Here is a 25,628-nt window from a genome sequence, read left to right on the forward strand (position 1 = left end):
TGGAGATCTCACAAATGAAGCGGATGAGTAATGTACAAACCAGCCTAGCGTTATTGCTGCTGGGGTTTGCAGCCCCTCTGCTTGCGCAGCCTGTCATTGAGGATATTACGTTCAGTTCGCAGCCCGGCAGTAAATTTGAAGTGCGTCTCGACTTCAGCGAAGCGCCTCCCGCTGATTACAGTGCCTATACTATTGAAGAGCCAGCCCGGATCGCGATTGATTTTCCTGGGACCAAAAGTGGCCTTGAGCAAAAGCGCTTTTCGTTACCTTTTGGCAATGCCACTGGGGTCTTAGTGCTTGAGGGCAGTGACAAAACTCGCCTTGTTCTGAATCTCATTAAGTTAGTGCCTTACGAGGCAGTGATAAGCGGTAATCAGCTTCTATTGCAGGTTGGGCAAGACAGCAGCGGAGGGTATGCCAAAGCAACGCCGCCAAACGATGTGCTGGAAAGTCAAATGACGCCAGTGATTGAGCCGCGTTCGCAGCTGACTGATTTGCAGTTTCGTCGAGCCGAGTCCGGGGAAGGGCGGCTGATCCTGCAGCTCAGTGATCCCTCAGTTGATGTCAATGTATTTTCTGAGGGCGGGAAAATAAATTTGGAGTTCCTGGCAACGACTGTCCCCGATGGATTGTTGCGGCGTTTTGACGTGACTGACTTCGCAACACCGGTGAATTCAATTGAGGTAACGACAACGGAGAGGGGAACCCGGTTACTGCTGGAGGCGACAGGACTCTACGATTATCTCGCGTATCAGACGGGTGAAGAGTACATACTCAGCGTCAAACCTTTGAGTGAGGGTGAGAAAAAAGCACGCCTGAATGAGTTTACTTACGTAGGTGAGCGCATTTCACTTAATTTTCAGGACATTGAGGTGCGAGCAGTTTTGCAGCTCATTGCCGATTTTACCGACCTCAATCTTGTGGCTTCAGATACCGTGAGCGGTAACATCACCCTGAGACTTCAAAATGTCCCTTGGGATCAGGCATTGGAGCTGGTGCTGAGAACCAAGGGCCTAGACAGTCGCCGCGTCGGTAATGTCCTAATGGTCGCGCCCGCGGCAGAAATTGCTGAGCGTGAGTTGCAAGAAATCGAATCGAATAAGCAAATTGCGGAACTCGCACCACTGCAATCAGAGTTTATCCGTATCCGTTACGCAAAAGCTTCTGAGGTAGTTAACCTATTTGAGGCGGGGTCTGAAGAGGGCGGTTCCTTGGTGTCTGATCGAGGTTCAGTGGTTGTTGATGATCGTACCAACTCAATCATATTGACCGATACGGCCGCGAAGCTTGCGGAGATACGCGACCTCGTTGAGCGCGTCGATGTACCCATTCGCCAGGTCATGATTGAGGCTCGAATCGTCATTGCATCAACCAATCTCGATGAGGAGTTGGGCATTGAGTGGGGCGGCGGTTACATCGGTACGGATAGCAGTAATGGCAACATTTACTCGGCATCGGGTAGCCGTGAACAGGTGGTTAGTTTCAATGAAGATACCGTTGCAGGGGTGACGCCTACATTAAACTACCCGGTTCAAGGAAATGGACAGCAGGGTGGGGGGCAACAAGGAGGCGACGGTCAGCAACAGCAGCAGGGACTTGGTGCGGCCTTGGTCGATTTAGGTGTTTCTCAAGCAACCAGTGGTTTTGCGGTGGGCTTCACCTCTAACGACCTGTTTTTAACCGCAGAGCTGTCAGCCCTAGAGTCCTCGGGACAGGGGGAAATTGTCAGTCAGCCGAAAATTATTACTGGCGATAAACAGTTAGCGACGATTAAGTCGGGTAGCGAGATCCCCTATCAAGAAGGAGCGGCCTCAGGTGGGACAACCGTTTCTTTTAAGGAGGCGGTGCTTAAGTTGGAAGTCACTCCAAACATCACCCCCGACGATCGCATTCTTCTTGATTTAGTGGTTAATCAAGACTCGTTAGGTGAATTGGTGCCAAGTGGTACTGGGGGGCTGATTCCCACGATTAACACCACGCAGTTAACTACGCAGGTGTTGGTGGGTAATGGTGAGACGGTGGTTTTGGGCGGTGTATTTCAGAATGAAGAAATCACTTCAATTCGGAAAGTTCCTTTCCTAGGTGACATTCCTTATCTTGGCACGCTCTTTAAAAATACTGCCAGCAAGACCAGCAAGACAGAAACGCTAATTTTCATTACGCCGCGGATTCTTTCCGAGGCGCTTCTCGACTGACCCTGTGACCTCCTGTGCCCGAGTATTTTTGGTGGGCCCCATGGGGGCGGGTAAATCCACGGTGGGGCGGGCTTTAGCCCAGCTACTCGATTTTGAGTTTTTTGACTCCGATACTGAGATCGAACAGCGAACTGGGGCCGATATACCCTGGATATTTGAAATTGAGGGTGAATCGGGTTTTCGCGACCGAGAAGCCAAGGTACTAGAAGAGCTATCATCTAAGGGCGCCATCGTGATGGCCACAGGTGGCGGTGCTATATTGAGAGATGAGAACCGCCGTGTTTTGAGTGAGCGTGGTTTTGTGGTGTATTTGGAGGCCACGCTGCGCGAGCAAGTTAGGCGCACGAGTAAAGACCAGAAACGGCCGTTGCTTGCGGGGCAGGATAGGCGGCGTGTATTGACCGACCTAATGGCCATACGAGAGCCCCTCTACAAAGAGATTGCTGACCTCACGCTGCCAACAGCCAAACAAAATGCGCGACAGTTAGCGGAACAGATTGTTTCTGCTTTGGGTGAGCCCGTATCAGATTCTCGATCCTGAGACGATCAGGCAAAGATCAGTTCCGATAAATAATTTTGATGCACGGTTTTCGCGAGTCACTCCATTATGTCCAAGCCAATTTATAGTCTTCAGGTCGATTTGCCCGCTAGCGCTATTGATCGCAGTTACCCGATTATCATTGGCCACGGCTGCCTCGGTGACAGTGACCGCTTTCTAGAGTTGTTAGGGGACGCTCCCGTGGTCTTGGTGAGTAACGACACGGTTGCTCCTTTGTATATGCCACGGGTTCGAGCAGCTTTGGGCGAAACGCGGAAGGTCACAGAGGTGATATTGCCAGATGGGGAAGACCAAAAGCACCTGATGAGCGCCGATCGTATTTGGCAACAAGCCCTTAAAGATCATCATGAGCGCCGAAGCGTCTTTATCGCACTGGGTGGTGGCGTTATTGGCGACTTGACCGGCTATGGCGCAGCGTGTTTTTTGCGGGGTGTCGATTTCATTCAGTTACCAACAACACTGCTGGCACAGGTCGACTCTTCAGTAGGCGGCAAAACAGCGGTCAACCATCCCTTAGGCAAAAATATGATTGGTGCTTTTCATCAGCCCAAGGCGGTTCTGATTGATCTCGATTCCTTGCAGACACTCCCTGATCGCGAGTTTGCCGCAGGTATTGCTGAGACGATCAAATACGGATGCATTTGGGATCCTGCGTTTTTTCGTTGGCTTTTGCAGCAAAGGGATGCGCTGCAGAGCCGAAGCGATGAGGTCTTGGCTGAAGCCATCAAGCGAAGCTGTGCGATAAAGGCTGAGGTTGTTTCGCAGGACGAGCGGGAGGGCGGACTGCGAGCCATCCTCAATTTTGGCCACACCTTTGCCCATGCGATTGAGCAAACAATGGGTTACGGCGCATGGTTACACGGGGAGGCTGTCGCTTGCGGCATGGTCATGGCCGCTAAAATCTCTGCCGCCAGGGGCCAGATTTCTGGTGAAACGGTCGCCCAGCTGGTGCAATTTCTTACGAGTTTTGGCCTGCCGGTTGAACCACCAAAAGACATGTCGCCAGAGATTTTCCTCGAGGTTATGGCCGGGGATAAAAAAGTCGATCGAGGCAAAATCCGCTACATTTTACTTCAGGATTTGGGTGAGGCCTGTTTGGTTGATGATGTGACCATTGAGGAAATTGCCCAAGCCATGGCGTAAAGACCCTCAACAACAGAATTGTTCCGCCGTTCCTACATGTGTAAAATACCCAGCCTTTTGCCTTGACCCTGACGGGTGGGCTTGTTTCCGGCTTACTTTGCCGACCTATTTGAGTGTGAGTATTTATGACCCCTAACGATTTTGCGGGTGTCGCGCCAGTCTCGACCGACCTGCAGGGCCTCTACCGCCCTGAGGAATTCCGAGACAACTGTGGTTTTGGTCTGATTGCCCACATTGAAGGTCAGCCTAGCCATCGGCTGTTAGAAACGGCTATTGAGTCGTTAACCTGTATGACCCACCGAGGCGGAATTGCGGCGGATGGTAAGACCGGTGATGGCTGCGGCTTGCTGTTGCAAATGCCGGACAGCTTTATGCGCGCCGAGGCACAAGCTCACTTTGCCAAGGATCTTGGCCAACATTACGCGGTTGGCATGATCTTCATGGGCGCTGAGCCCGCGGCCCAAGAGGCCTCAAAGAGCGCACTTGAAAGTGCGTTAGCAGGCAATGAGCTAGAGGTTATCGGGTGGCGTGAGGTGCCTCTCAGCCCAGATGTATGTGGCGAAATAGCCCTCGCACAGCTGCCGCACATAGAACAGGTCTTCATAGACGCCGAAAAACTCAATCATGCAGAGGTCACTGCGCGATTATTTATGGCGCGACGTCAAGCCGAAATCGCTATGGTCAACGACCCTGATTTTTACATTTGCAGCCTCTCTGATCAGGTGGTGTCTTATAAAGGCTTGGTCATGCCTAAAGATCTGGCGCGTTTTTACCCAGATCTCAACGACGTGAGGCTGGAGACGGCCATCTGCGTTTTTCACCAGCGGTTTTCAACCAATACATTACCCCGGTGGCCATTGGCTCAGCCCTTTAGAATGTTGGCCCATAACGGTGAAATCAACACCATAGAAGGAAATCGCAGTTGGTCTCGTGCGAGAACCTCCAAATTGGCGTCGCCCCTGCTGCCCGACCTCCAGAGCGTTGCCCCTCTGGTCAACACAGTGGGCTCAGACTCCTCCAGCCTCGACAATATGCTTGAGTTATTAACGACAGGCGGCGTTGAACTTCCTCGAGCGCTGCGCATGTTGATTCCGCCAGCATGGCAAAATATCGAGGGCATGGACCCGGATCTCAAGGCGTTTTATCAGTACCAGTCTATGCATATGGAGCCTTGGGACGGGCCTGCGGGTATCGTGCTGACAGACGGGCGATACGCCTGCTGTCTACTAGACCGTAATGGTTTGAGGCCTGCGCGTTGGGTGACTACTACCGACGGTTTTATAACGCTCGCTTCGGAAATTGGGACACACGGTTACTCGACTGCCGATGTTATTGCCAAGGGACGTGTAGGGCCCGGGCAGATGCTGGTTGTCGACACGCAGGAAGGCAAAGTTCTGCATACTCAAGACATCGATAACATGTTGAAAACACGCCACCCCTATAAGCGCTGGTTGCGGGATAACGCTCGGTATATCGAAGGAAGCTTTGAAGGTGAATCGGCTCCCGGTATTTCCGAGTCTGAATTAGATACCTACCAAAAAATGTTTCAGGTCAGTTTTGAAGAGCGCGATCAGGTTCTGAGGCCACTGGCAGAATCGGGTAACGAAGCCGTAGGCTCTATGGGTGACGATACGCCCCTAGCGGTTCTGTCCGCTAAAGACCGATCTCTTTACGACTATTTCCGCCAGAAATTTGCGCAAGTTACCAATCCACCCATAGATCCACTTCGTGAATCTATTGTGATGTCCCTTGAAGTGGATTTGGGGAGAGAGGGCAACATATTTGCTGAAATCGAGGAGCACGCCTGTCGCGTGGGCCTTACGTCACCCGTTTTGTCCCAAGGAAAGTTCAACACACTGCTGAATATCGAAGACGAAAAGCTCAAGATCGCCGACATCGACGCGACCTATGATCCCGAAAATGGCAATTTGCGGTCTGCTGTGGAAGGGCTTTGTTTGACGGCTGAGACAGCGGTGCGCGGCGGTGCGACGATATTAATTTTATCAGACCGGCAAATCGGCGAAAGCCGACTCCCCATACACAGTCTTTTGGCAACCGGTGCCGTTCACCATCACCTTATTCGATCGGGGTTGCGTGCAGACGCTAATCTTATTGTTGAGAGCGGCAGCGCCAGAGACTCGCATCAATTTGCCTGTCTGCTGGGCTTTGGCGCTACCGCGGTGTATCCCTATTTGGCCTACAGTATTTTAGAAGGGCAATTGCGCTCTGGAGAGCTGCTAGGAGACCCAACCCGTTGCTATAAGAATTATCGTAAAGGCATCAACAAAGGGCTTCTCAAAATTATGTCTAAAATGGGCATTTCCGCTGTTAACTCTTACCGGGGTGCTCAGCTCTTTGAGGCAGTAGGCTTAGACAAAGAAATTGTAGACGCCTGTTTTACTGGCGTTGCCTCGCGTATAGCAGGGGCAGGCTTTGATGAATTGGAGCGTGATCTCTGGCGAGTGGCCGCCAAGGCGCGGTCTCGTCGTAAAGCCCTGGATCAGGGGGGCTTACTGAAATACGTGCACGGTGGTGAGTACCATGCGTTTAACCCCGACGTCGTGATGACCTTGCAGCAGGCTGTGGCCACTGGCGACTATGCTGACTATCAGCGCTACGCCGACTATTGCACCGACCGCCCCGTCGCAGCACTGCGCGACTTGTTTGAGCTAGATTTACCCGCTGAGCCTATTTCAGTGGATGAGGTAGAGCCGGTAGACACCATTTTGAAACGGTTCGATTCTGCGGGTATGTCATTAGGCGCACTATCCCCCGAAGCCCATGAATCTCTGGCGATGGGAATGAATCATGTCGGCGCCCGCTCAAATAGCGGGGAAGGAGGAGAGGATCCTGCTCGTTTTGGTACTAACCGCGTTTCCAAAATCAAGCAGATAGCGTCGGGGCGTTTTGGAGTTACTCCTCACTATTTGGTGAACGCAGAGGTGCTACAGATCAAGGTGGCCCAAGGAGCGAAACCGGGCGAGGGAGGCCAGTTACCCGGCGGCAAGGTCAACGACTTAATTGCCCGGTTGCGATACTCAGTACCGGGAGTAACGTTAATCTCCCCGCCACCGCACCATGATATTTATTCTATTGAGGATTTAGCTCAGCTCATTTTTGATTTAAAACAGGTAAATCCCACCGCACTAGTTTCCGTTAAATTGGTGTCAGAGCCAGGCGTCGGCACTATTGCCGCAGGTGTTGCCAAGGCCTACGCAGACCTCATTACGATCTCTGGCTACGACGGCGGTACCGCCGCTAGCCCGCTGACGTCGATTCGTCATGCTGGATCTCCTTGGGAGCTGGGGCTTGCAGAGGTGCACCAAACCCTTCGTGGCAACCGCTTGCGGGGTAAAATTCGAGTGCAGGCAGATGGTGGTATGAAGACCGGTCTCGATGTCATTAAGGCTGCCATCCTTGGGGCGGAAAGCTTCGGTTTCGGCACGGCCCCCATGGTCGCGATGGGCTGTAAATATTTGCGCATCTGTCATCTCAATAATTGCGCTACCGGCGTGGCGACACAGAATGCCGTATTGCGCCATGAGCATTTCAACGGTGATGCGGAACGGGTCATTAATTTTTTCAACTTCGTTGCTCAGGAAACCAGAGAGTGGTTAGCTAAGTTGAGGGTTGCTCGATTAGAAGACTTGATTGGGCGTACCGACTTATTGAAGCGCTTACCCGGGAACACCGACAAACAAGCTCGACTAGATCTGGATCCCATTGTCTGGGTCGATCCTGATGCGGTTGATCAGCCCCAGTTTTGCCAGGTGACCAGCAACGATCCATTTGACCGTGCTGAGATGGCCGAACGGATGTTTGCAGATATGTTGCCTGCTATTGAGGGTAAAACCGGTGGCGAGTTTGAGTACAGCATCACCAACTGTGACCGGTCAATCGGTGCGCGAATCTCCGGCGAGATCGCGCGACGCTACGGCAATACTGAATTTGACGCGACCCCACTCGAAATTCGTCTCAAGGGTACAGCGGGCCAAAGCTTTGGTGTTTGGAACGCTGGCGGCGTCCACATGTACCTAGAAGGCGACTGCAATGACTATGTCGGTAAGGGCATGGCTGCGGGTAAGCTGGTGGTTTACCCGCCCCGAGATTCCGTTTTTGCTAGCCAAGATACCTCGATCATAGGTAATACCTGTTTATACGGCGCGACTGGCGGCAAATTGTTTGCGGCGGGTGTTGCTGGAGAACGTTTTGGGGTTCGAAACTCGGGCGCATTCGCCGTTATCGAAGGGGCGGGCGATCACTGTTGTGAGTATATGACCGGTGGCTGTATTACGGTGCTTGGGGCTACTGGTGTCAATTTTGGTGCGGGCATGACCGGCGGCTTCGCTTATGTCCTCGATGAAGACCGCAGTTTTATCGACCGTATCAACAGTGAGTTGGTCGAGGTTCATCGGGTGAGCAGTGAAGCTATGGAAGCTTATCGGCACTATCTTCGGGACAACATTCGCGAGTTTGTGGCTGAAACAGGCTCTGCTTGGGGTCAACATTTGATCGATAATTTTGAAGACTATGTGGGTAAATTCTGGCTGGTGACACCTAAGGCTGCTGATTTTGAAAAATTGTTATCACGTTTACGAGACACGGACTAAGGGGGGGCGCTATGAGTGATCGACTTGCCAATAATTTCCAGTTCCTCGACGTTCGCCGCGAGGATCCACCCAAGAAAGATATGGAGACTCGCACTGAGGCCTTTGTCGAAATTTATGACGCCTTCGATGCCGGTGAGGCTGCCGAGCAATCACACCGCTGCCTCTCTTGTGGCAACCCCTATTGCGAATGGAAATGTCCAGTACACAACTTTATCCCGGATTGGTTAAAGCTGTTGTCCGACGGCAATTTATTTGAGGCTGCCGAACTCAGTCATCAAACCAACACATTGCCCGAGGTCTGTGGCCGAGTCTGCCCTCAGGATCGTCTGTGTGAGGGTGCTTGCACATTAAATGAAGGTTTTGGTGCAGTCACGATTGGTAACGCCGAGAAATACATCACTGATACCGCTTTGGCGATGGGTTGGCGCCCGGATTTGTCGGACGTCATACCCACGGGTAAATCAGTTGCGATTATCGGTGCTGGACCCGCAGGGTTGGGCTGCGCCGATATTTTGGCCCGCAATGGTGTACAAGCCGTGGTTTATGACCTGTATCCGGAGATTGGTGGGTTGCTCACCTTCGGGATACCCCAGTTTAAGCTCGAAAAACAGGTCATGCAGCGCCGTAGAGAAGTTTTTGAAGGCATGGGAATCGAGTTTAGGCTCAACACGGAGATTGGTGTTGACGTTGAAATTGACACTTTGATGGCAGAGCACGACGCCGTCTTTCTGGGTATGGGCACCTACAAAGCCATGGAGGGTAAGTTTCCGGGAGAAGACCTGCCCGGAGTCCACAAGGCTTTGGATTATCTGATCGGCAACGTCAACGAAAAGATGGGTTATCCCCAAGATCCTAATAAATTTATTGACCTATTTGATAAGACGGTTGTGGTGCTTGGCGGTGGTGACACCGCAATGGACTGTGTTCGTACCGCCGTTCGTCAACAAGCCGATAAGGTTTACTGTGTGTATCGCCGAGATGAGGTCAATATGCCGGGGTCTCGACGAGAAGTGCAAAACGCGAAGGAAGAGGGCGTGGAGTTTTTATTCAATCGGCAGCCAGTCGAAGTCATGGAGTACTTTGGCGAGGCTATTGGCATCAAAGTGGTGGAAACCCGTCTGGGCGAACCCGATGCAGACGGGCGTCGACGCCCTGAGAGCGTTGCCGGCAGTGATACGGTCATTCAGGCTGACGCGATTATTATGGCCTTTGGTTTTCAACCTAGCCCAGCAGATTGGTTCGAGGGCCAGGGAGTAGCCGTCAACGACTGGGACGCCGTTGTCGCCCCTGAGGAACAGGTTTTCAAATTTCAAACCGCGAACCCCAAAATTTTCGCCGGAGGTGATATGGTGCGCGGCTCAGACTTAGTGGTCACGGCGATTTGGGAAGGGCGTCAGGCTGCTGAGGGAATCCTCGACTACTTGGGTGTTTAATCTATGTCAGACCTGAAAAATGACCGGTTTCTTCGTGCGTTGTTGCGCGAGCCGGTCGATCGAACACCGTTATGGATGATGCGTCAGGCAGGGCGGTACCTGCCTGAGTATCGCGAGATCCGGCAACAGGCCGGAAGCTTTATGAGCTTGTGCAGTAACCCTGAGCTGGCCTGCGAGGTCACGATGCAGCCGCTGCGGCGCTACGCTATGGATGCTGCCATTCTTTTTTCCGATATCTTAACAATTCCCGATGCCATGGGGCTGGGCCTGTATTTTGCTGAGGGGGAGGGCCCGGGCTTTGAGCGGCCGCTCCAAGGTGCTGCCGATATTGAGGCGCTGGATCCGAGTCGTGCGGTTTCTGAGTTGGGTTACGTCATGGATGCAGTGGCGTTGATTCGCCGTGAGCTTAAGGGTGAGGTCCCTCTGATAGGTTTTTCAGGCAGCCCCTGGACGTTGGCTACTTACATGGTTGAGGGTGGGTCATCCAAGGACTTTGCCAAGGTGAAATCCCTCGCGTTCAACGACCCCGCGGTTATGCACATGCTGCTTGAGAAGCTGGCCGATGCGGTTGCCATGTACCTGACGGCACAGGTTGAGCACGGAGCACAAGCGTTACAGATTTTCGATACTTGGGGCGGTGCCTTAAGTCACGGGGCATACCGAGAGTTTTCCTTGCAGTACATGACTCGAATTATTGAGCAGTTACCTAAGACTGCTGATGGCCGCAGAATTCCAGTGATTGTTTTTACCAAAGGCGGTGGTCAGTGGTTAGAGGCGATTGCAGGGTGCGGTGCTGATGCCGTGGGGCTTGATTGGACGACCGATATTGGTGAGGCCCGTCAGCGCATCGGTGATCGGGTTGCCCTGCAGGGCAACATGGATCCGTCTATGTTATTTGCGGCGCCCGAACGCATTCGTAGCGAAGTGGCTAGCGTCTTAGATAGTTTCGGTCAGGGTACGGGGCACGTGTTTAATCTGGGACACGGCATCACCCCTGGGGTTAATCCCGATCATGTTTCTGCCATGGTCGACGCGGTGGTCGAGTTATCGCCTAGTTATCACCAATCTGATTCAGGAAGCGCATGATCCATATCTAGCGCGGGTGTTTCCGAGTTGGGAACGCCGACAACCTTGGCGGGGACTCCCGCCACGGTGGTGTGGGGTGGCACATGGTGGAGTACTACTGAGCCAGCGCCGACTTTAGCGCCTTCCCCTACCGTAATGTTGCCTAAAATTTTGGCTCCCGCCGAAATGAGTACGCCATCTCCAATTTTGGGATGACGATCGCCCTCTTGTTTGCCCGTTCCGCCTAGAGTCACAGATTGGAGTATTGAGACGTGGTTACCCACCACGGCTGTTTCACCAATCACTAAGCCGGTGGCATGATCGAGCATAATGCCGTGGCCAAAGCGTGCAGCGGGATGAATGTCTATGCCAAATTTTTGTGACACTTGGCTCTGCAGAAATAACGCCAGTGATTGGCGATTCTCCCGCCACAGCCAATGAGCAACACGGTGGGTTTGTAAGGCCTGAAATCCTTTGAAATAGAGGAAAGGCAGGTGATATTCCTGGCAGGCCGAGTCGCGATCAAGAACTGCCTGCAAATCATCGCGGATAGCGCTGCGCAGGGTGGCGTCACTGCTAAAGGCCGCCAGCATTATTTCCCGCAGCGTCATGGCGGGTACGGTCGGGCTGTCGAGCTGGTTCGCTAAATGAAAGCTAAGCGCACATTCCAGTTCGTCATGATGCAAAATTGTTGCATGGAGGAAACTCACCAGAACAGGCTCTTGGCTGGCAGCGCGCTGAGTTTCGGCGCGCATTTGCTGCCAAATAGGATCGCCGCCCTGTAATGCTTTCATCGGTACTGAGTGAACTGCCGTCATAACGGTCACCATGTTTAGGATTCAAACCTGCCAGTGCCTAGAGTAGCGCAGGATGACAGTCTGCTCTAGCTAGAAAAAACACCGCTAAAACACCATAAAGTCTGATTGCGCTCAGCATATTTTTTTTCGAAAAGTGTCCAAGGCTCGCTGACCTCAAGACGTTCAAGTTTGCCGGTGAAACCAATGAGTGTAGAGGCGAGGGCGAATTCCTCGGCATATACCTGCCAGTTGCTGCGCATTTCTATTGAGCCTCCTAAACGCGCCAACAACGGAAAAGCCGGGTGGCCATGTACGCGCCGTTTTAGTTGGGAAGATTTAGGCCATGGGTTCGGGTACAGCAGGTAATGATGGGCAACCTTGATTTTGGCTATTTCTAGCAGCTGCCAGAAGGGTTCACATTCAGCACGCAGCAGTAGGTATTGATCAGAAGAATGCGTATTTTTGGTCAGTCGGTGAGCAGACTTATCGAGACCAATGACGGCAATCTTTTTGTGGTGTTCGGCTAAGCGCTGGGTACTCATACCGGTACCGCAAAAGGAATCTAGGACCAGCGGCGGATTGCCACGCTCAGCGAGCCAATCTTGGGCGTAGTCGAAGGCTTTACGAGTGTGCTCGGGGACGGGTTTACGCCAGAGCGTGCGGCAGTGCTTGATGACCAGCGCCTCGAGATCGGGGTGCGGTGCTTGTTGATCACTCTGCAGGGGTGACCGTTGAATTTGCGTGTCGTTATCCACCTTGCCATCATACCGCGCTTGCAAAAGGAGTTTTCAATTATGCGCGCGGATTTGCGTCCCTATTGGGTGAAAAAAGCTTGGCTAAATTGTCGCGAAGCCTGGATCGATTATTTTCTACGCCCACGTTGTGCTTCTCTGGGTGCTCACCCAAACATTATGAATCCTTGGTGGGTCGATATTGCGGGTAATAACATCCACATTGGGCACTCTTTTACTGCGGTCGGCGAAGCGGCCCAGCGAATTAAGATTGGCGTTTGGGGGCGAGCCCAAGGAGAAGGGAAGATCACGATCGGTAACGGGGTGTTGCTCAGTCCTGGAGTGCGCATTGCCTGCAGTGATGAAATTACTATCGGTGACGGCGTCATGATGGCTAATGGCGCTTATGTCACTGACTCCGATTGGCACGGTCTCTATGATCGCGTGGCTAGGTCAGATTTGGTGACACCGGTTCGCCTTGGCGATAACGTCTGGTTGGGTGATGGAGCCAAAGTGCTCAAAGGCGTGACCATTGGTGAAAACAGTGTTGTGGCAGCAGGTGCCGTGGTGACTCGTGACGTGCCGGATAATGTGGTCGTAGCAGGCAACCCTGCTCAGGTTGTGAAGCAGCTTGATACCGAAACCCCAAGGCGTACCCGAGCAGACTTGTATCAAGATCCTTACGCTACGGCGGATTTTTATGATGCGATCGACCGCGAGGTCTTGTCAGCTAACACATTTTCCCGTTGGTTGTGGAGTTGTATCTACCCTGGGGCGCGCCGAGAAAAATAGCGGCTTAAAGCAGGCGTAGTGCGGGTTCATTCATGGCAGCCATCTGCTCTCTGAGCTCAAGAATGTGATCACCCCAAAAGCGTTCTTGTCCAAACCACGGAAAGGCCTTTGGGAAAGCTGGATCGTCCCAACGTCGCCCCAGCCAGGCGGCATGATGCATGATGCGTAGGGTTCGAAGCGCTTCTACCCAGTTTAGTTGTCGCGGATCGAAATCGTGAAATTCTTCGTAACCTGCAATGAGCTCCGCCAACTGCTGCTCTCGGTGGTGCCGTTCACCATTCAAAAACATCCAGAGATCTTGGATGGCCGGTCCCATGATGCAGTCATCGAGATCGACAAAGTGGGCGGTGTCGTCCCGCCAAAGAATGTTGCCGCAGTGACAGTCGCCATGAATGCGCTGTAAATCGGATGTTGCCATACCCGACAGAAGTTCTTGTGCTGCTTGTTCACAGTCGAGCGCCAGGGTGCCGTAGGCTTCTTGAAGGTCCCGTGGAATAAAGTGCTCGCTGAGAAACTGGCGACTGGCCGTCGCCATGCGCGGGATATCTATTTGAATGCGATGCTCGAAGGGTTTTGCTGCACCTACCCGATGAATGCGCCCCAACACATTACCCAGTTGATATAGATGCTCGAGGTTATCCAGTTCCGGGGGATGCCCTCCCCGGCGCTGAAATACCGTAAAACGCTGGCCGAGGGCTTTATGCAGCGTTTCGCCATTTTTAATTTCGGGCGCTACGACAGAAATATCGTGCTCGACCAGTTCTAGAGCAAACCGGTGCTCTTCTAAAATTTGCTCGTCCGTCCAGCGCTGGTCTCGATAAAACTTAACGATGACCGGCACTTCATCCTCAATTCCAACCTGGTAAACCCGGTTTTCGTAAGAGTTCAGTCCGATTAGGCGCAGATCACAGCGGTAGCCTACTGTTTCTACACAGTCGACGACAGCGTCGGGAGTCAGTGCGTCGTAGGGATGGGACATGGCAATAACGTCACGCTAAATGACTAGCATAACCTAGCCGTCAAGCTGACGGGGTAGTCACGTCCCAGAGAATTCGGGCGCCCGGGCAAGGCACCAAGCGTCAATACGCACTGCGCCGGCCCTCTTTAAAGTCTCAGCCACTGCCTCTAATGTGGTACCCGTAGTAACAACATCATCAATAATAAGGACGGACTGCCCGCTAAAAGACGCGCTTGTCGTGTACCGCCCTCGGCTACTCTTCAGCCGTTGCTGGCGATCCATGTGGTGGTGGGCTCTTTTTCTGGGGCTGGCTCGAAGTTTGTCTACCATGGCTAGCCGACACTGGAATTGCTGCTTACCGGTTTGGCCTAATACTTGCGCCAGCAGTCTGCTCTGGTTGTAACCTCGGCGCCACCGACCTCGCCAATGCATAGGCACTGGCACTAAAGCATGGTAGCGCTCTTTGATGGGGGTTGTTTCCAGGGCGAGCTGCACCAACAAATAAGTGAGCTCTATTGCCCCTTTGAATTTCCAGCGATGAATAAGATCTCGTGTGACGCCACTGTACTCTAGCCCAGCCTGTAAGAAGTCCAGCGCAGTGTTTCCACGACAGTGGTTTGTCAGGGCAGATCCCGGATGGCCGCAGTGTAAACAGGCCCAGGGGTTACGGCGAATTGAATGGCGACAACCGCCGCAAAGTAGTTCATTGGGTTCGCAGGAGTTATGGCAAATCAGGCAATGACTGGGTAAAAAATCCTGTTGGAGCGTCTGCGCCAGCCGATGGATCCACACAGCTACCCCCTCGTCTGAAAAACCTAAATTTGCCTTACAATCCCGGTCAGATGGAACATCCTATTTATTCATGCCTGACTTTTGCTAGGATTGGGGGGACTTAAAACAGGGCAAGTGGCATGACCGAGTCTATGCACGCATCAGAGCCTCAGGGCTCTGATGACAATGAACGGCGCCTTTATCCAGAAGATCAGGCTAAAGTAGATACCTTTCTTAAATCGGGTGTTAACTCTGTCGAGCGCAAACCGTTTAGGCCAATCATCATGATTTTGCTGTTAATTGCGGTAGTCTCTGGATTCAGCTTGCTCAGCCAGGGGATCGCCCTTTGGGCTGGGATTTACTGAGTTGTCGAATAACTCTTAGCGTGCCGCCGCAAACTCTTCGATGCCTGTTAGGTTGCGCAGCTTAACGAGCGCCTACCCTTTGATGGCAGTTTTGAAGCGATGATCAAATTCCCTCGACCATGACTTGTGAGTCATGATGATGCCCACGCCATTGCGGTCGCAGGAGAAAAGGTTGCGTCAAACCCTGATCATTGACAGATTGGGCCGGTACGGCGGTGAGTTGAGAGCACCCTCTCGAAATTCGGTGTATGCGCTGCAGTGTTTCGTTCTAGATAACCCAATCGTGAGCAGTAGCAGCCCATTTTTCTGCGAATGACTTTTCAGTAACCGTGATAGCAAGCACCATAGAGAGGCTAAATGACAAGCTTTCCGGGCATTTCTCTCCTGTTACCGAGATCCCCGAGGCGAAAAAATTTTCGGCAACGGCTTCGTCAATAATCGAGAGCTCACTGCTGATACGGGGACGGCTTAAGGTAATGTGGTGCTCATCGTAGGCTTCCAAGCGTCCTACGATTTCGCCTTGCGCGGTAACAAGTGTCACAACTGTGCCAATATCCACGGAAAACCTCCAATGTCGCCTGTGGTGGTACCACAATACTCTCAAAGCGTCTCGGTGACCGCCGATGGCCGCTGGGAATGTGATTAATGTTCACTTTCTGTCGGCAGTTGGCTTTTTTGAGGTCGTTGAACGTCCGTAAGGGTACGAATCCCCGCGTCTTCGTAGTTTAGCGGCTGGTCTTGGTAATCAGCAGGAATGGACCATGGTTAAAATAAAAAAAAGCACCACACTGCTGATTTCTTGGTACGCATTTTTTCATGCACTGACCTTGGTAGCGATTCTGTTTGTGCACTTTGTGCTAGACATAGACATGAAAATTCTTGGGGAGGTAGGCAAGGCACTAGAAACCTATTTTCTTGATTTTATGGGTAGAAATCTTGCGATTTGTCTTTCCCCTGGCATATGGCTGGGACTACGTATTGTCACGGGGAGCTCTCGAATTCTTCCCTGGAAGTAGGAGCAGATAGCAGGAATAAATACAGCATCGGTGCCCTAACTTTTGGCATCGATAGCTTCAGTAGAGTTGCACTTACTGCAGGCGAGTCTATGATTCGGGCCCCTGTCCTAGCGGCGTGTCTTGCTCAAAGTTTTTGTTGTTGGCGTTGAGGCACCCAAGAATAAATTTGTACGAGCGCCTACGGGTAAAAAATGCATTTTCCACGCTTTTCACAGGCGGTTGTGTTGCACCGACTCTAGTCTACGGGGTCTAGGTAGGTTGAGCCTGAGAGGATTGGCATAGCAAAGGAACAAGATAAAGCCACCCCAGCACAGGGATGGGCAGAACCCAAAGTAGAGCCCACCATCCCGATCGTCCAATGTCATGCAAACGTCTAACGGTTGCTGAGGTCGTCGGAATCGCCATGATGGGGCGATACAACAACACAAGTAACCCGACCTCAGGATCCACCATACCCATAGGGATTAGATGACCAAAGGGCAGGTCAAGAAGGCTGATGGTTGTGGCTGCTGTCGCTTCATCGATTATGGCGACAACCAGATACAACAGTAGGAAAAAAAGCATAAAAAACCAAAACTCAGATCTTGCGGCAGTGCCGTTGAAGTCGAAGCTCTGTTTGATACCCATTTTCACTGAAACGAGAAACATCGAAATAAACCTCGCCCTTTCCATTAATTAGGTTTCACTCTGACGCACTTTAAACATGCGTGCCGCACACAACGCAAACTCTGATATGCAGGGAGACTTTATCCTAGCAGGCATGCTGGTGATTTTTAAGGTTTGATACCGCGCTGTTAAGACAGCTTGGCTATCGGTTTAGGTGCGGACGCACACGACATCGCTGGCCTCTTTTGTCCCTAATGATTTTGATAACAGTCAGCGTCGTACATCGACCCACTATGGCGCGATATTCAGGGGCCTTCGGCTATTTGAAAATCTGGCGTGGGCTGGTTACGGTAGTACGCAGTTTCGAAGCTTTTTTGCTTTTGCACTACGCAAATGTTCAGTGACCGATCTATGACTTTATAGCTCATGGTCGCTACCAATCTGTTAACCGGAGAAACCTATGAAGATTCTAATGTCCCTATTAATCATTGCGAGTTGTGCAATGTCTGCACAGCTACAAGCAGATACTGCCTCAGAGGTCAGAGCGGTTGTTGTCGCAAATATTGAATACACCAATAAAGAGTTAGCTCAGGATCCCCTGCGCATATCGCGCAAAGGGTCAAAGGAGTTCTTCTCTAGCGGCGGGTTACTAAATGAAATTAACAGAGAGACCCTTGATAACACGTTTGTGACGTTTAAAGGCAGCGTGAAACATATTGACGTTACCGTTCTGGTCGAGGGTGAGGCGGCGGTGGCGCACTATTATCAAGAAGCCGTAATGCAGCCTACTGGCTCGGCAGCAGTCCCCAACTACCGAACACGAGTGACCCAAGCCTTTGTAAAAGAAGACGGTGCCTGGAAGGTTCGCGCGGCGCACTGGTCGCCACTAGTCGGCGGGGCGGGCACCTCACAGGCTGTCGTGAAGTAGTGCACAAAGCCTAGATTTACGGCAGCCAGGCACAGTGCGCAGTGCGTTACATTCGGCTGCGCCGCTGTGCTGGCGGGGTTGGTTTTAAGGCCTAGTCGGGAGGTGTCCTGCAACCGTGATCGCGGTTTTAACGATGAGATCATGAGGCACTGCAAGAATACCGTTAGGGACTTGCTTAGAAGTCTAAAAATTTAGGGTCACTGGCAGCCTGGCGGCTTAAAAAATAGCGGAGCAGAATATGCGTATAGCCATAATCATCATTCTCAGCACATTTATGTTTGCTGCCACTGTGTTTAGCGTAGAGCACGGAGCGTCTTCGCAGCTGCGTGAAATAGAAACTCAGGTGGGAAGTTTCTACAGCTCAGAGTTGAGTCTCGAGCAAAACTTTCCTTTCTCCGACATGGTGCACATTGGGGGAGGGCTGGTTTTCCTATCTGGACTGGTCGGATCTGATGTGGCGGGACAGCTTGTTCCCGGTGGTCTAGAGGCTGAAACCCATGCGATCTTTCGGCAACTGCAAGCACATCTCGCGCAACTTGATCTCGGTCTGGAGGATGTCGTGAAGTGTTTGGTGATGATTGATGACATCGCAAAATGGGGCGACTTCAATTCGATTTATACCAGTTACTTTAAGCCGCCTTATCCGGCAAGAAGCGCCATGGGCGCTGATGGATTGGCACTGGGCGCGGCACTTGAGCTTGAGTGTATCGCTGTAAAAAAATAAATCGTCAGTTAGCCGACAAGCGACCGAAGGTTAATTTTCAAGCACCATGCGGACAATTAAAAACAGTAAAGAAGGTGCGAGCAAGCACCCTACACCGGTATAAAATGTGGCAGTCATTGCACCGTAGGGCACCAGTTTTGGATCTGTGGCTGCAAGGCCTGCAGCGACACCACTGGTTGTACCCATGAGGCCGCCATAGATCATAGCGGAGTTGGGGCTATCGAGCCCTACACGACCTGCAACAAGGGGTGTAGCGACCATGACAAGTACAGATTTCACCAGACCGGCGGCGACACTTAGTGCAATGACGCTCGAGTCTGCGCCCAATGCTGTGCCGGTTACCGGACCCACAATATAGGTCGCAGCACCGGCGCCAATGGTGCTAATCGCCACTGCGTCTCGGTAGCCAAAGGAAAAAGCAACGATGGCGCCCACGCTGAAAGACACGACAACGCCAATGATGACCGAGATTGCACCGATTAACCCGGCTTTTTTGAGTTCCTCAAATCGCACTCCATAGGCTGTTGCTATGATGGCGAAATCACGGAACATGGCTCCGCCCATAATGCCTAGCCCCGCAAATAGCGGAATATCGGCGAGTCCCATTGCGCCATCAGTGCGAATACCGCCGTAGTAGGCGAGCAGCAGGCCGCCAACAATGGCAATGGCAGAGCCATGCAGCTTGCCGCGGGTGAGTTTGGCGGAGAGAAAATAGGAAAACCAAACTAACGCGCCAACAACCGCGAAGGCAACGATGAGCGTATTACTTTCAAGCACTCTAACGAGGGTTTCACTGATCATGATGCTGTCCGGGGGAGATGCGGGCGATCAAAGGAATAAGTAAAAAGCCTGCGGCGACCGCTGCAATGCCTGCGGTGATCGCGAGCCAGCCGCTTGATAGCGCGGCAACAACATTTTGCTTAGCGGCCATGGCGACCACAATGGGCACATACATGGCATTCCAGAAGTTGATGCCCGTTTCTGTCGGTACACTCATGTTAAAACGCGGGTGCTTTTGATTGACCAATACAATGAGCAGCAGCATGGACAGACCGACTCCGCCAACATTTGCCTGCACACCGATGAGTTGTCCCAACAAATCCCCGAAGAAAATGCCTGTCAACATGCACAAGGCAAGCATAGCGACACCGTAGATCACCATAGACTCAACTCCAAACCGCGACGCTCAAAAGTATTACTTCTTGTGTTGCTCCTGGCTTTGCCCCAAACAGACAGTTAAAAAATCCAAAGCACTATCGTTGCAGAGAGAAGCCTGCATTCTGTTGCCCTGCGAGCACATGGCACTAAGGTAACTAAGCCGCTGAAGATTTTCCATAAAAACACCGGCTTCACAGCGTTAGATGCAGGCAGTCAGCGCCCTTTCGCTCGCTCTGGCGAGCCCTATTTTGAGTGAAATACCTGATAGCCCAGTGGTGAACCGGGAGTAGCCTCGGGCAAGTATTGGTACATTGCGCGGAAGTGCTTCGACGTCATTAATTAGCGTTAATGTTCGATGTTTTCGGTTCACTGCCGCAGTGGGCTCTGGGAGTTGATTCGGTGTTTAGAGCCCCTAAAGCGTTGCTGGTGCCGAGAAAACCTCCATGCTCTACTAGGCCCGTGAATCTTTACGGTGAGACGTATGACATGTCGCTAAAGATAATTGGAGCGGGACCTGGAAGGACGGGGACGCTGTCACTCAAGACGGCACTGGAGCATTTGGGTTACGCGCCTTGTCATCATATGAAGTCTTGCTTTGAGGGGCGCCAGCAAACGCGATGGTTCTTGCAGGCAGCACAAGGGGGCTCCGTCGACTGGCGGCAAGTCTTCAGTGGTTATGAGGCGGCGGTAGATTGGCCGGCGGCCGCCTACTACCAAGAGCTCCTCGAAGTCTTTCCAGATGCAAAAGTCATCTTCAGTGACCGCGCACCCGGAGACTGGTATGAAAGTGTCGCCAGTACGATCTTCCGCGTGCTTCCCGCCATTCCGGGCTGGCTGCGAAGAACCGTTCCCCATATCGACCGAGTGGCGCTAATGGTTGATAAAACGGTTTGGAAAAATGAGTTAAATGACCAGTTTGAGAACCGTGCGGCGATGTTGGATTTCTTTGAGCGCCGTCGGCAGGAGGTAATTGCGGCCGTGCCGCCTCAGCAATTGTTGATACATTCAGCCGCTGAGGGGTGGGGGCCTCTCTGTGCCTTCTTGGGGGTAGAGGTACCGAGCATTCCCTACCCGTGGGTAAATGAGGGGGCTAGGATTAGGCGGGGGGTTAGGGTTTTAAAGGCACTTTCATATGTGCCTTCGGTGCTGCTATCAGCGGGGATAATGATGGTGGTTTACGGGTGGGTAACTTTGTCGGCTTGACTCAAAAAGCGGAGAAACGAAAGCTCTGTCTAACCTTTGTGTTTTTGTCGCCGATCAGCAGTACAGACCTTGCTGATGTGGGTTCACCCGTCTGGTTGTCAGAAAGTTCTGTCATAGGTTTGTCGCACGGCCTCAAAAGCGGCTGTGACCTCTGGGCAAAATTTTGTGTTCACATTTTGGATTGCAGTACAGTGCCTGCCTGAGCAGATTTACTCACCGACACCCGTTGGTGTTACCCGCAAAAGACAACGGCAAATCGTTTAACTGAAAAGGATTGATGTTATGCCCGAAATTAGTGTTCAACACAGAGCCGCCGCGCTTGAGGATCTCGAGCCCTGCGAGTCTTTCGGAGAGCCCGTTGGAGCCTTGCCGCTTCAAACTGCCATGGGCTTTTATGAGGGAGAGTCATTTACAGGTCAGGTCTATACCGGCACGTGGGAGTGTGAGCCTGGCACTATGGAATTAGACCTAGACCTTACGGAATTTTGCCACCTGTTGGCAGGGCATTGGAAATTCACCTCCAAGGCAGGGGTGGTCACTGAGGTAAGAGCAGGCGACAGTTGGGTTTTTCCTCGGGGGTGGCAGGGCACCGCTGAGGTTCTAGAAACTGTCCGTAAAGTCTATTGCATGATGGTGCCTCAAGAGAGCGAATAATCGCGGTTATTACCCTTCTCAAAGATTGTTCGATGTGCCTTGAAAATAGGACGTCTTGATAAGGCTGGTGTTAGCTGTGGGGCGAGATTGCGCTCGATAGCTCTGTCAGCGCTGCTAGCCCATTAACGCAGGGCTGACGCCAGCCGGAGTCGAAAATAAGAATCGGGGAAATTAAAGCTTGCGCCTGCAACTTTGATAATGTACTTTGTTTTATAAAGTACTCTTACAAAGGAATTCAGGATGAAATCTGAGATTGAAGCCGATATTAAATTTTTGAAACAGATGGCCGAGCAGGGTCAAAAATCGCCGCTACGAGGGGGCGAGCATGGCGTTCTTTGGGGCGGAATGTTCACCCTGTCAGCGTTGTTTGCCTACGGCGTTGTTGCCGAACTCATTTCCTTGCCGTCGTGGACCATTGCACTCGCATTTATAGGTCCCGCGCCAATTGGCGTTTTGGCAGGGCAATACCTCAATAAAAAATTCGGTGGCAGTTCTGGTGGTTTTAGTTTTGGCAACAAAACCTCTGCAGCAGCTTGGGGTGCGGTTGGTATCACCATAGGCGCTCTGTATATACCCGTGCTCGCAGCGCAAGCCCTAGGTTTCCTTACGTTGAATGGCGCATATATCTTTGGATCTCTACAGGTTACGGTTTTTGCGTTGTATGCCGTTGCGTATTCGACAACCGCACAGGTTTCAGGTGACCCCAGACAGTACTTATTCTCGGGTGCCGCGATAGCTGCGTCAGTGGCCAGTGTATTTACAATAGGAACCTATGACATGTTTCTGGTCATGGCGGCGGGCCTGTTCTGCAGTGCGGTGATTCCCGGATATCTAACGCGATCCAAGCAGTCAGCGGCGGCATGAACCGATTATGAATGACTCTTCAAGTTTGGCAGCCGAGGATATTAATGACCTTATTCACGGAAGGGTGAGGCTGGCCGCTATGGCCTACATCGCGGGTGCGGGTGAGGCCGACTTTACGGCAATAAAGAAGGCGGTCAACACTAGCGATGGCAACATGTCTGTGCACTTGCGAAAATTGGAGGACGCCGGATACTTAGCGGTTACCAAAGGCTATAACGACCGAAAGCCCCAAACGATTTACGCGTTGACCGATACGGGCCGTGCTGCGTGGCACGCGTACTTGGAAAAAATGCGCCAATTGTTGGTAGAAATTTGAATCAGAGGACGGGCTGATGAGGGTATTCAGCGACCGCCAGGGTGCAGAAATTGGCCCAAATCAACGACAGGCCCAGCCAACAGGCTGCAAAAAAGTTTTTTTAGGGTCAGTAAATAGGCCCTCAACCATGAGCTAACATACCGCATCTAGCTGAGTGTCTTGTCTCACTTCACCATCTTTCTTGTAGGCGGCTGCTCACAATTCTCTGGTCATGGGCAAAGGAGCCACCCTTTCCTGAAGCTTACCGGTGTGTAATTAATCACCAACTCCGGTAATCCAACCTCACCCCATCGCCATACAAAGTGCGTATCCTAAAGGTTTCAGGGAGCCCTAATCCTATGAAAGCATTAGTAAAAAAACACGCAGAAGAAGGTCTTTGGTTAGAGGACGTGCCCATTCCCACCATTGGTGGCAATGATGTTTTGATCAAAGTTCATAAAACCGCGATTTGTGGTACCGACGTCCACATTTACAACTGGGATGAATGGGCCCAAAAAACGATACCGGTGCCCATGGTCAGCGGTCATGAATTTGCCGGGGAAATTGTGGAGCTGGGCAGTAACGTCACAGGCTTGCAAATCGGCGATATTGTGTCCGGAGAGGGGCATGTAGTCTGCGGGCGATGTCGAAACTGTCTGGCCGGACGCCTGCATCTATGCCCCAATACACTCGGTGTCGGTGTCAATCGTGACGGGGCTTTTGCGGAGTACCTCGCCATACCCGCCACCAACGTATTTCGCCCCAATGTCTACATACCCACTGATCTCCTGAGTATTTTTGATCCTTACGGCAATGCCGTTCATACCGCGCTGTCGTTCAATATGGTGGGAGAGGATGTCATTATCACCGGGGCTGGGCCCATTGGCATCATGGCGGCTATGGTTGCAGGGCACTGCGGTGCACGTAACGTCATACTAACCGACGTCAATGAATATCGACTGGATCTGGCGAAACGGATTGTGCCCAAAGTTCAGCCAATCAACGTTTCAAAACAAGAAATCACCAGCAGTTTTATGGAGAGCCTGGGCATACTCGAGGGGTTCGACGTTTGTTTGGAAATGTCAGGTTCACCCGCGGCCTTTCAGGATATCCTGAGCAAAATGATTAACGGTGGCAGTATCGCCATGCTCGGCATAATGCCTGATGACACTGGCATTTCGTGGACGGATGTGGTCTTCAAGGGCCTTAATATCAAGGGTATTTATGGCCGGGAAATGTATGAGACCTGGTACAAAATGGTCATGATGGTGCAGAGTGGTTTGCCCGTAGAGCGCATCATTACTCACCGACTACACTACACTGAGTTTCAGGAAGGCTTCGACATTATGCGGTCGGGCCAATCTGGAAAAATCATACTGAACTGGAAGGACTGATATGAGTTTCCGCGCTGCTCAGCACAGTTTTGTGGAAGAAATCGCTGACATTAAATCAGCGGGTCTTTGGAAAACTGAACGCGTTATTGCGTCAGATCAAAAAAATGACATTACCCTCGAGGATGGCGCCAATGTTGTGAACATGTGTGCCAATAACTATTTAGGGCTAGCCAATCATCCCAAGGTAAAGCAGGCAGCTAGTGACAGTTTGCAGCAGTGGGGTTTTGGTGCCGCATCAGTGCGGTTTATCTGCGGGACGCAAGAAATTCACAAAACGCTGGAGCAACGGGTGAGCCGTTTTTTAGGTATGGAAGACACCATTTTGTACGCAGCGTGCTTCGATGCCAACGCAGGTTTGTACGAGACAATATTGGGGCCAGAGGATGCCGTCATTTCTGACGAATTGAATCATGCCTCGATTATCGACGGGATCCGGTTGTGTAAAGCAGCTCGATACCGTTACAAAAATAATGATATGGGGGATCTCGAGCTGCAGTTACGGGCCGCTAAAGAGGCTGGAGCTCGGCGCATACTGATTACTACGGATGGTGTGTTTTCCATGGACGGTACCATTGCCCAGCTCGATATTATTTGTGACCTCGCAGATAAATACGATGCCATGGTGCATCACGATGACTGTCATGCGACGGGGTTTATGGGAGCCCAAGGGCGTGGCGTCCATGAATACTGCAATGTCATGGACCGAGTTGATATTACCACCAGCACTTTCGGCAAAGCCCTAGGCGGCGGTTCGGGCGGCTACACGGCTGGGCGCCAGGAGATTATCGACTTGTTGCGGCAGCGTTCGCGTCCGTACCTATTTTCCAACACCTTAACGCCCTCCATTTGTGCAGCGTCGCTCACTGTTTTAGATATGCTCGAGGCATCAACCGAACTGCGAGATCAGCTGCATGACAACACCCAGTATTTTCGAGCACAAATGCAGGCCCACGGTTTTGCGGTCCCCGAGGGCGATCATCCCATCGTTCCAGTAATGCTTGGAGACGCGGTCGTGGCCCAAAAGATGTCTCAACGACTGCTTGAGCTAGGCATCTATGCGGTCGGCTTCTTTTATCCGGTGGTTCCCAAGGGCAAGGCGCGCATTCGAGTGCAAATTTCAGCCGGACATACCCGGGAGAACCTCGACAAAGCCGTTGCCGCCTTTAGTCAGGCGCAGCAAGAGCTGGTTGCTTAGAGTTTTGATAGCAGCGCTTTGAGTGTCGGGTTTTGAAGAGAGTGCTTTAAAAAGCTCGGAGATAAAATTGCCTTGCTTGGAACGCGTTTGACGCGGCAATTAATTCAATAGCAGGTCTGCGTGAGCAGACCTGCATAAGCGACCTCTGACCGAGGCTCTAACCTTAAGAGAC

At 52.0% G+C, this 25,628-nt stretch carries 25 protein-coding genes; 17 read left to right on the forward strand and 8 right to left on the reverse strand.

Annotated elements, in window-relative coordinates:
• Window positions 1-23: 23 nt before the first annotated feature.
• From pilQ to hemE, 6 genes are all read left to right on the forward strand, one after another.
• Window positions 24-2,195: a type IV pilus secretin PilQ gene (gene pilQ, locus ACMAY6_RS00905; RefSeq protein ID WP_435216080.1), complete on the forward strand. Its 2,172-nt coding sequence runs from the start codon at window positions 24-26 to the stop codon at window positions 2,193-2,195.
• Window positions 2,196-2,199: 4 nt separating this feature from the next.
• Window positions 2,200-2,736 carry a shikimate kinase AroK gene (gene aroK / locus ACMAY6_RS00910; RefSeq protein WP_435213635.1) on the forward strand — a complete coding sequence of 179 codons (537 nt, stop codon included), beginning with the start codon at window positions 2,200-2,202 and terminating at the stop codon, window positions 2,734-2,736.
• A 66-nt stretch (window positions 2,737-2,802) separates the two neighbouring features.
• Complete coding sequence (gene aroB / locus ACMAY6_RS00915; protein WP_435213637.1) at window positions 2,803-3,897, forward strand: 3-dehydroquinate synthase; 1,095 nt, start codon at window positions 2,803-2,805, stop codon at window positions 3,895-3,897.
• A gap of 125 nt (window positions 3,898-4,022) precedes the next feature.
• On the forward strand, window positions 4,023-8,507 hold the full coding sequence (gene gltB / locus ACMAY6_RS00920; RefSeq protein ID WP_435213639.1) for a glutamate synthase large subunit: 4,485 nt from the start codon (window positions 4,023-4,025) through the stop codon (window positions 8,505-8,507).
• A gap of 11 nt (window positions 8,508-8,518) precedes the next feature.
• Window positions 8,519-9,940, forward strand: coding sequence for an FAD-dependent oxidoreductase (locus ACMAY6_RS00925; RefSeq protein ID WP_435213640.1), 1,422 nt, complete (start codon window positions 8,519-8,521; stop codon window positions 9,938-9,940).
• 3 nt (window positions 9,941-9,943) lie between these two features.
• Window positions 9,944-11,026, forward strand: coding sequence for a uroporphyrinogen decarboxylase (gene hemE, locus ACMAY6_RS00930; protein WP_435213642.1), 1,083 nt, complete (start codon window positions 9,944-9,946; stop codon window positions 11,024-11,026).
• On the opposite strand, the gene cysE is transcribed toward hemE, so the two are convergent.
• Both cysE and trmB read right to left on the reverse strand, forming a co-directional pair.
• Complete coding sequence (gene cysE, locus ACMAY6_RS00935; protein WP_435213644.1) at window positions 10,999-11,823, reverse strand: serine O-acetyltransferase; 825 nt, start codon at window positions 11,821-11,823, stop codon at window positions 10,999-11,001. The two genes, hemE and cysE, sit on opposite strands and share 28 nt — an antisense overlap.
• A 65-nt stretch (window positions 11,824-11,888) precedes the next feature.
• Window positions 11,889-12,557, reverse strand: a complete 669-nt coding sequence (gene trmB / locus ACMAY6_RS00940; protein ID WP_435213645.1) for a tRNA (guanine(46)-N(7))-methyltransferase TrmB — start codon at window positions 12,555-12,557, stop codon at window positions 11,889-11,891.
• 39 nt (window positions 12,558-12,596) lie between these two features.
• On the opposite strand from trmB, the gene ACMAY6_RS00945 reads away from it, so the two are divergent.
• Complete coding sequence (locus tag ACMAY6_RS00945) at window positions 12,597-13,325, forward strand: acyltransferase (RefSeq protein WP_435213647.1); 729 nt, start codon at window positions 12,597-12,599, stop codon at window positions 13,323-13,325.
• Between the two features lie 4 nt (window positions 13,326-13,329).
• Here the strand turns inward: ACMAY6_RS00945 and ACMAY6_RS00950 are convergent, their stop codons facing one another.
• The gene (locus ACMAY6_RS00950) at window positions 13,330-14,304 is read right to left on the reverse strand and encodes a serine/threonine protein kinase (protein ID WP_435213649.1); all 975 of its coding nucleotides are present in this window, start codon (window positions 14,302-14,304) and stop codon (window positions 13,330-13,332) included.
• Window positions 14,305-14,361: 57 nt separating this feature from the next.
• Entirely contained in the window at window positions 14,362-15,075 is a 714-nt protein-coding gene (locus ACMAY6_RS00955; RefSeq protein WP_435213650.1) for a ComF family protein, read from the reverse strand.
• 119 nt (window positions 15,076-15,194) lie between these two features.
• Here ACMAY6_RS00955 and ACMAY6_RS00960 point away from each other — a divergent pair, with 119 nt between their 5' ends.
• Window positions 15,195-15,419: a DUF3094 family protein gene (locus ACMAY6_RS00960; RefSeq protein WP_435213652.1), complete on the forward strand. Its 225-nt coding sequence runs from the start codon at window positions 15,195-15,197 to the stop codon at window positions 15,417-15,419.
• A 268-nt stretch (window positions 15,420-15,687) separates the two neighbouring features.
• On the opposite strand, the gene ACMAY6_RS00965 is transcribed toward ACMAY6_RS00960, so the two are convergent.
• On the reverse strand, window positions 15,688-15,978 hold the full coding sequence (locus ACMAY6_RS00965) for a hypothetical protein (RefSeq protein ID WP_435213654.1): 291 nt from the start codon (window positions 15,976-15,978) through the stop codon (window positions 15,688-15,690).
• 202 nt (window positions 15,979-16,180) lie between these two features.
• Here ACMAY6_RS00965 and ACMAY6_RS00970 point away from each other — a divergent pair, with 202 nt between their 5' ends.
• Entirely contained in the window at window positions 16,181-16,435 is a 255-nt protein-coding gene (locus ACMAY6_RS00970; RefSeq protein WP_435213656.1) for a hypothetical protein, read from the forward strand.
• A gap of 249 nt (window positions 16,436-16,684) precedes the next feature.
• On the opposite strand, the gene ACMAY6_RS00975 is transcribed toward ACMAY6_RS00970, so the two are convergent.
• Window positions 16,685-17,083: a DUF805 domain-containing protein gene (locus tag ACMAY6_RS00975; protein WP_435213658.1), complete on the reverse strand. Its 399-nt coding sequence runs from the start codon at window positions 17,081-17,083 to the stop codon at window positions 16,685-16,687.
• Window positions 17,084-17,501: 418 nt separating this feature from the next.
• Between ACMAY6_RS00975 and ACMAY6_RS00980 the strand changes: the two genes are divergently transcribed.
• Both ACMAY6_RS00980 and ACMAY6_RS00985 read left to right on the forward strand, forming a co-directional pair.
• Window positions 17,502-17,969, forward strand: a complete 468-nt coding sequence (locus tag ACMAY6_RS00980) for a hypothetical protein (protein ID WP_435213659.1) — start codon at window positions 17,502-17,504, stop codon at window positions 17,967-17,969.
• 238 nt (window positions 17,970-18,207) lie between these two features.
• Window positions 18,208-18,693 carry a RidA family protein gene (locus ACMAY6_RS00985; RefSeq protein ID WP_435213661.1) on the forward strand — a complete coding sequence of 162 codons (486 nt, stop codon included), beginning with the start codon at window positions 18,208-18,210 and terminating at the stop codon, window positions 18,691-18,693.
• Between the two features lie 30 nt (window positions 18,694-18,723).
• Here ACMAY6_RS00985 and madM read toward each other — a convergent pair whose 3' ends face one another.
• Both madM and madL read right to left on the reverse strand, forming a co-directional pair.
• Window positions 18,724-19,494, reverse strand: coding sequence for a malonate transporter subunit MadM (gene madM, locus ACMAY6_RS00990; protein WP_435213662.1), 771 nt, complete (start codon window positions 19,492-19,494; stop codon window positions 18,724-18,726).
• Window positions 19,484-19,855, reverse strand: a complete 372-nt coding sequence (gene madL / locus ACMAY6_RS00995) for a malonate transporter subunit MadL (RefSeq protein WP_435213664.1) — start codon at window positions 19,853-19,855, stop codon at window positions 19,484-19,486. Before madL ends, madM begins: the two co-directional genes overlap by 11 nt.
• 482 nt (window positions 19,856-20,337) lie before the next feature.
• Here madL and ACMAY6_RS01000 point away from each other — a divergent pair, with 482 nt between their 5' ends.
• From ACMAY6_RS01000 to kbl, 6 genes are all read left to right on the forward strand, one after another.
• Window positions 20,338-21,054 (forward strand): sulfotransferase family protein, encoded by a 717-nt coding sequence (locus tag ACMAY6_RS01000; RefSeq protein ID WP_435213666.1) that lies wholly within the window; start codon window positions 20,338-20,340, stop codon window positions 21,052-21,054.
• Window positions 21,055-21,336: 282 nt separating this feature from the next.
• Entirely contained in the window at window positions 21,337-21,708 is a 372-nt protein-coding gene (locus tag ACMAY6_RS01005; RefSeq protein ID WP_435213668.1) for a cupin domain-containing protein, read from the forward strand.
• Window positions 21,709-21,948: 240 nt separating this feature from the next.
• Window positions 21,949-22,572: a hypothetical protein gene (locus ACMAY6_RS01010; protein ID WP_435213670.1), complete on the forward strand. Its 624-nt coding sequence runs from the start codon at window positions 21,949-21,951 to the stop codon at window positions 22,570-22,572.
• A gap of 7 nt (window positions 22,573-22,579) precedes the next feature.
• On the forward strand, window positions 22,580-22,888 hold the full coding sequence (locus ACMAY6_RS01015; RefSeq protein WP_435213672.1) for a winged helix-turn-helix domain-containing protein: 309 nt from the start codon (window positions 22,580-22,582) through the stop codon (window positions 22,886-22,888).
• A 338-nt stretch (window positions 22,889-23,226) separates the two neighbouring features.
• Window positions 23,227-24,261, forward strand: coding sequence for an L-threonine 3-dehydrogenase (gene tdh / locus ACMAY6_RS01020; RefSeq protein ID WP_435213674.1), 1,035 nt, complete (start codon window positions 23,227-23,229; stop codon window positions 24,259-24,261).
• 1 nt (window position 24,262) lies between these two features.
• Window positions 24,263-25,456, forward strand: coding sequence for a glycine C-acetyltransferase (gene kbl, locus ACMAY6_RS01025; RefSeq protein ID WP_435213676.1), 1,194 nt, complete (start codon window positions 24,263-24,265; stop codon window positions 25,454-25,456).
• The last annotated feature ends 172 nt before the right edge of the window (window positions 25,457-25,628 follow it).

Source organism: Luminiphilus sp. nBUS_16 (assembly GCF_051201645.1).
Taxonomy (GTDB): Bacteria; Pseudomonadota; Gammaproteobacteria; order Pseudomonadales; family Halieaceae; genus Luminiphilus.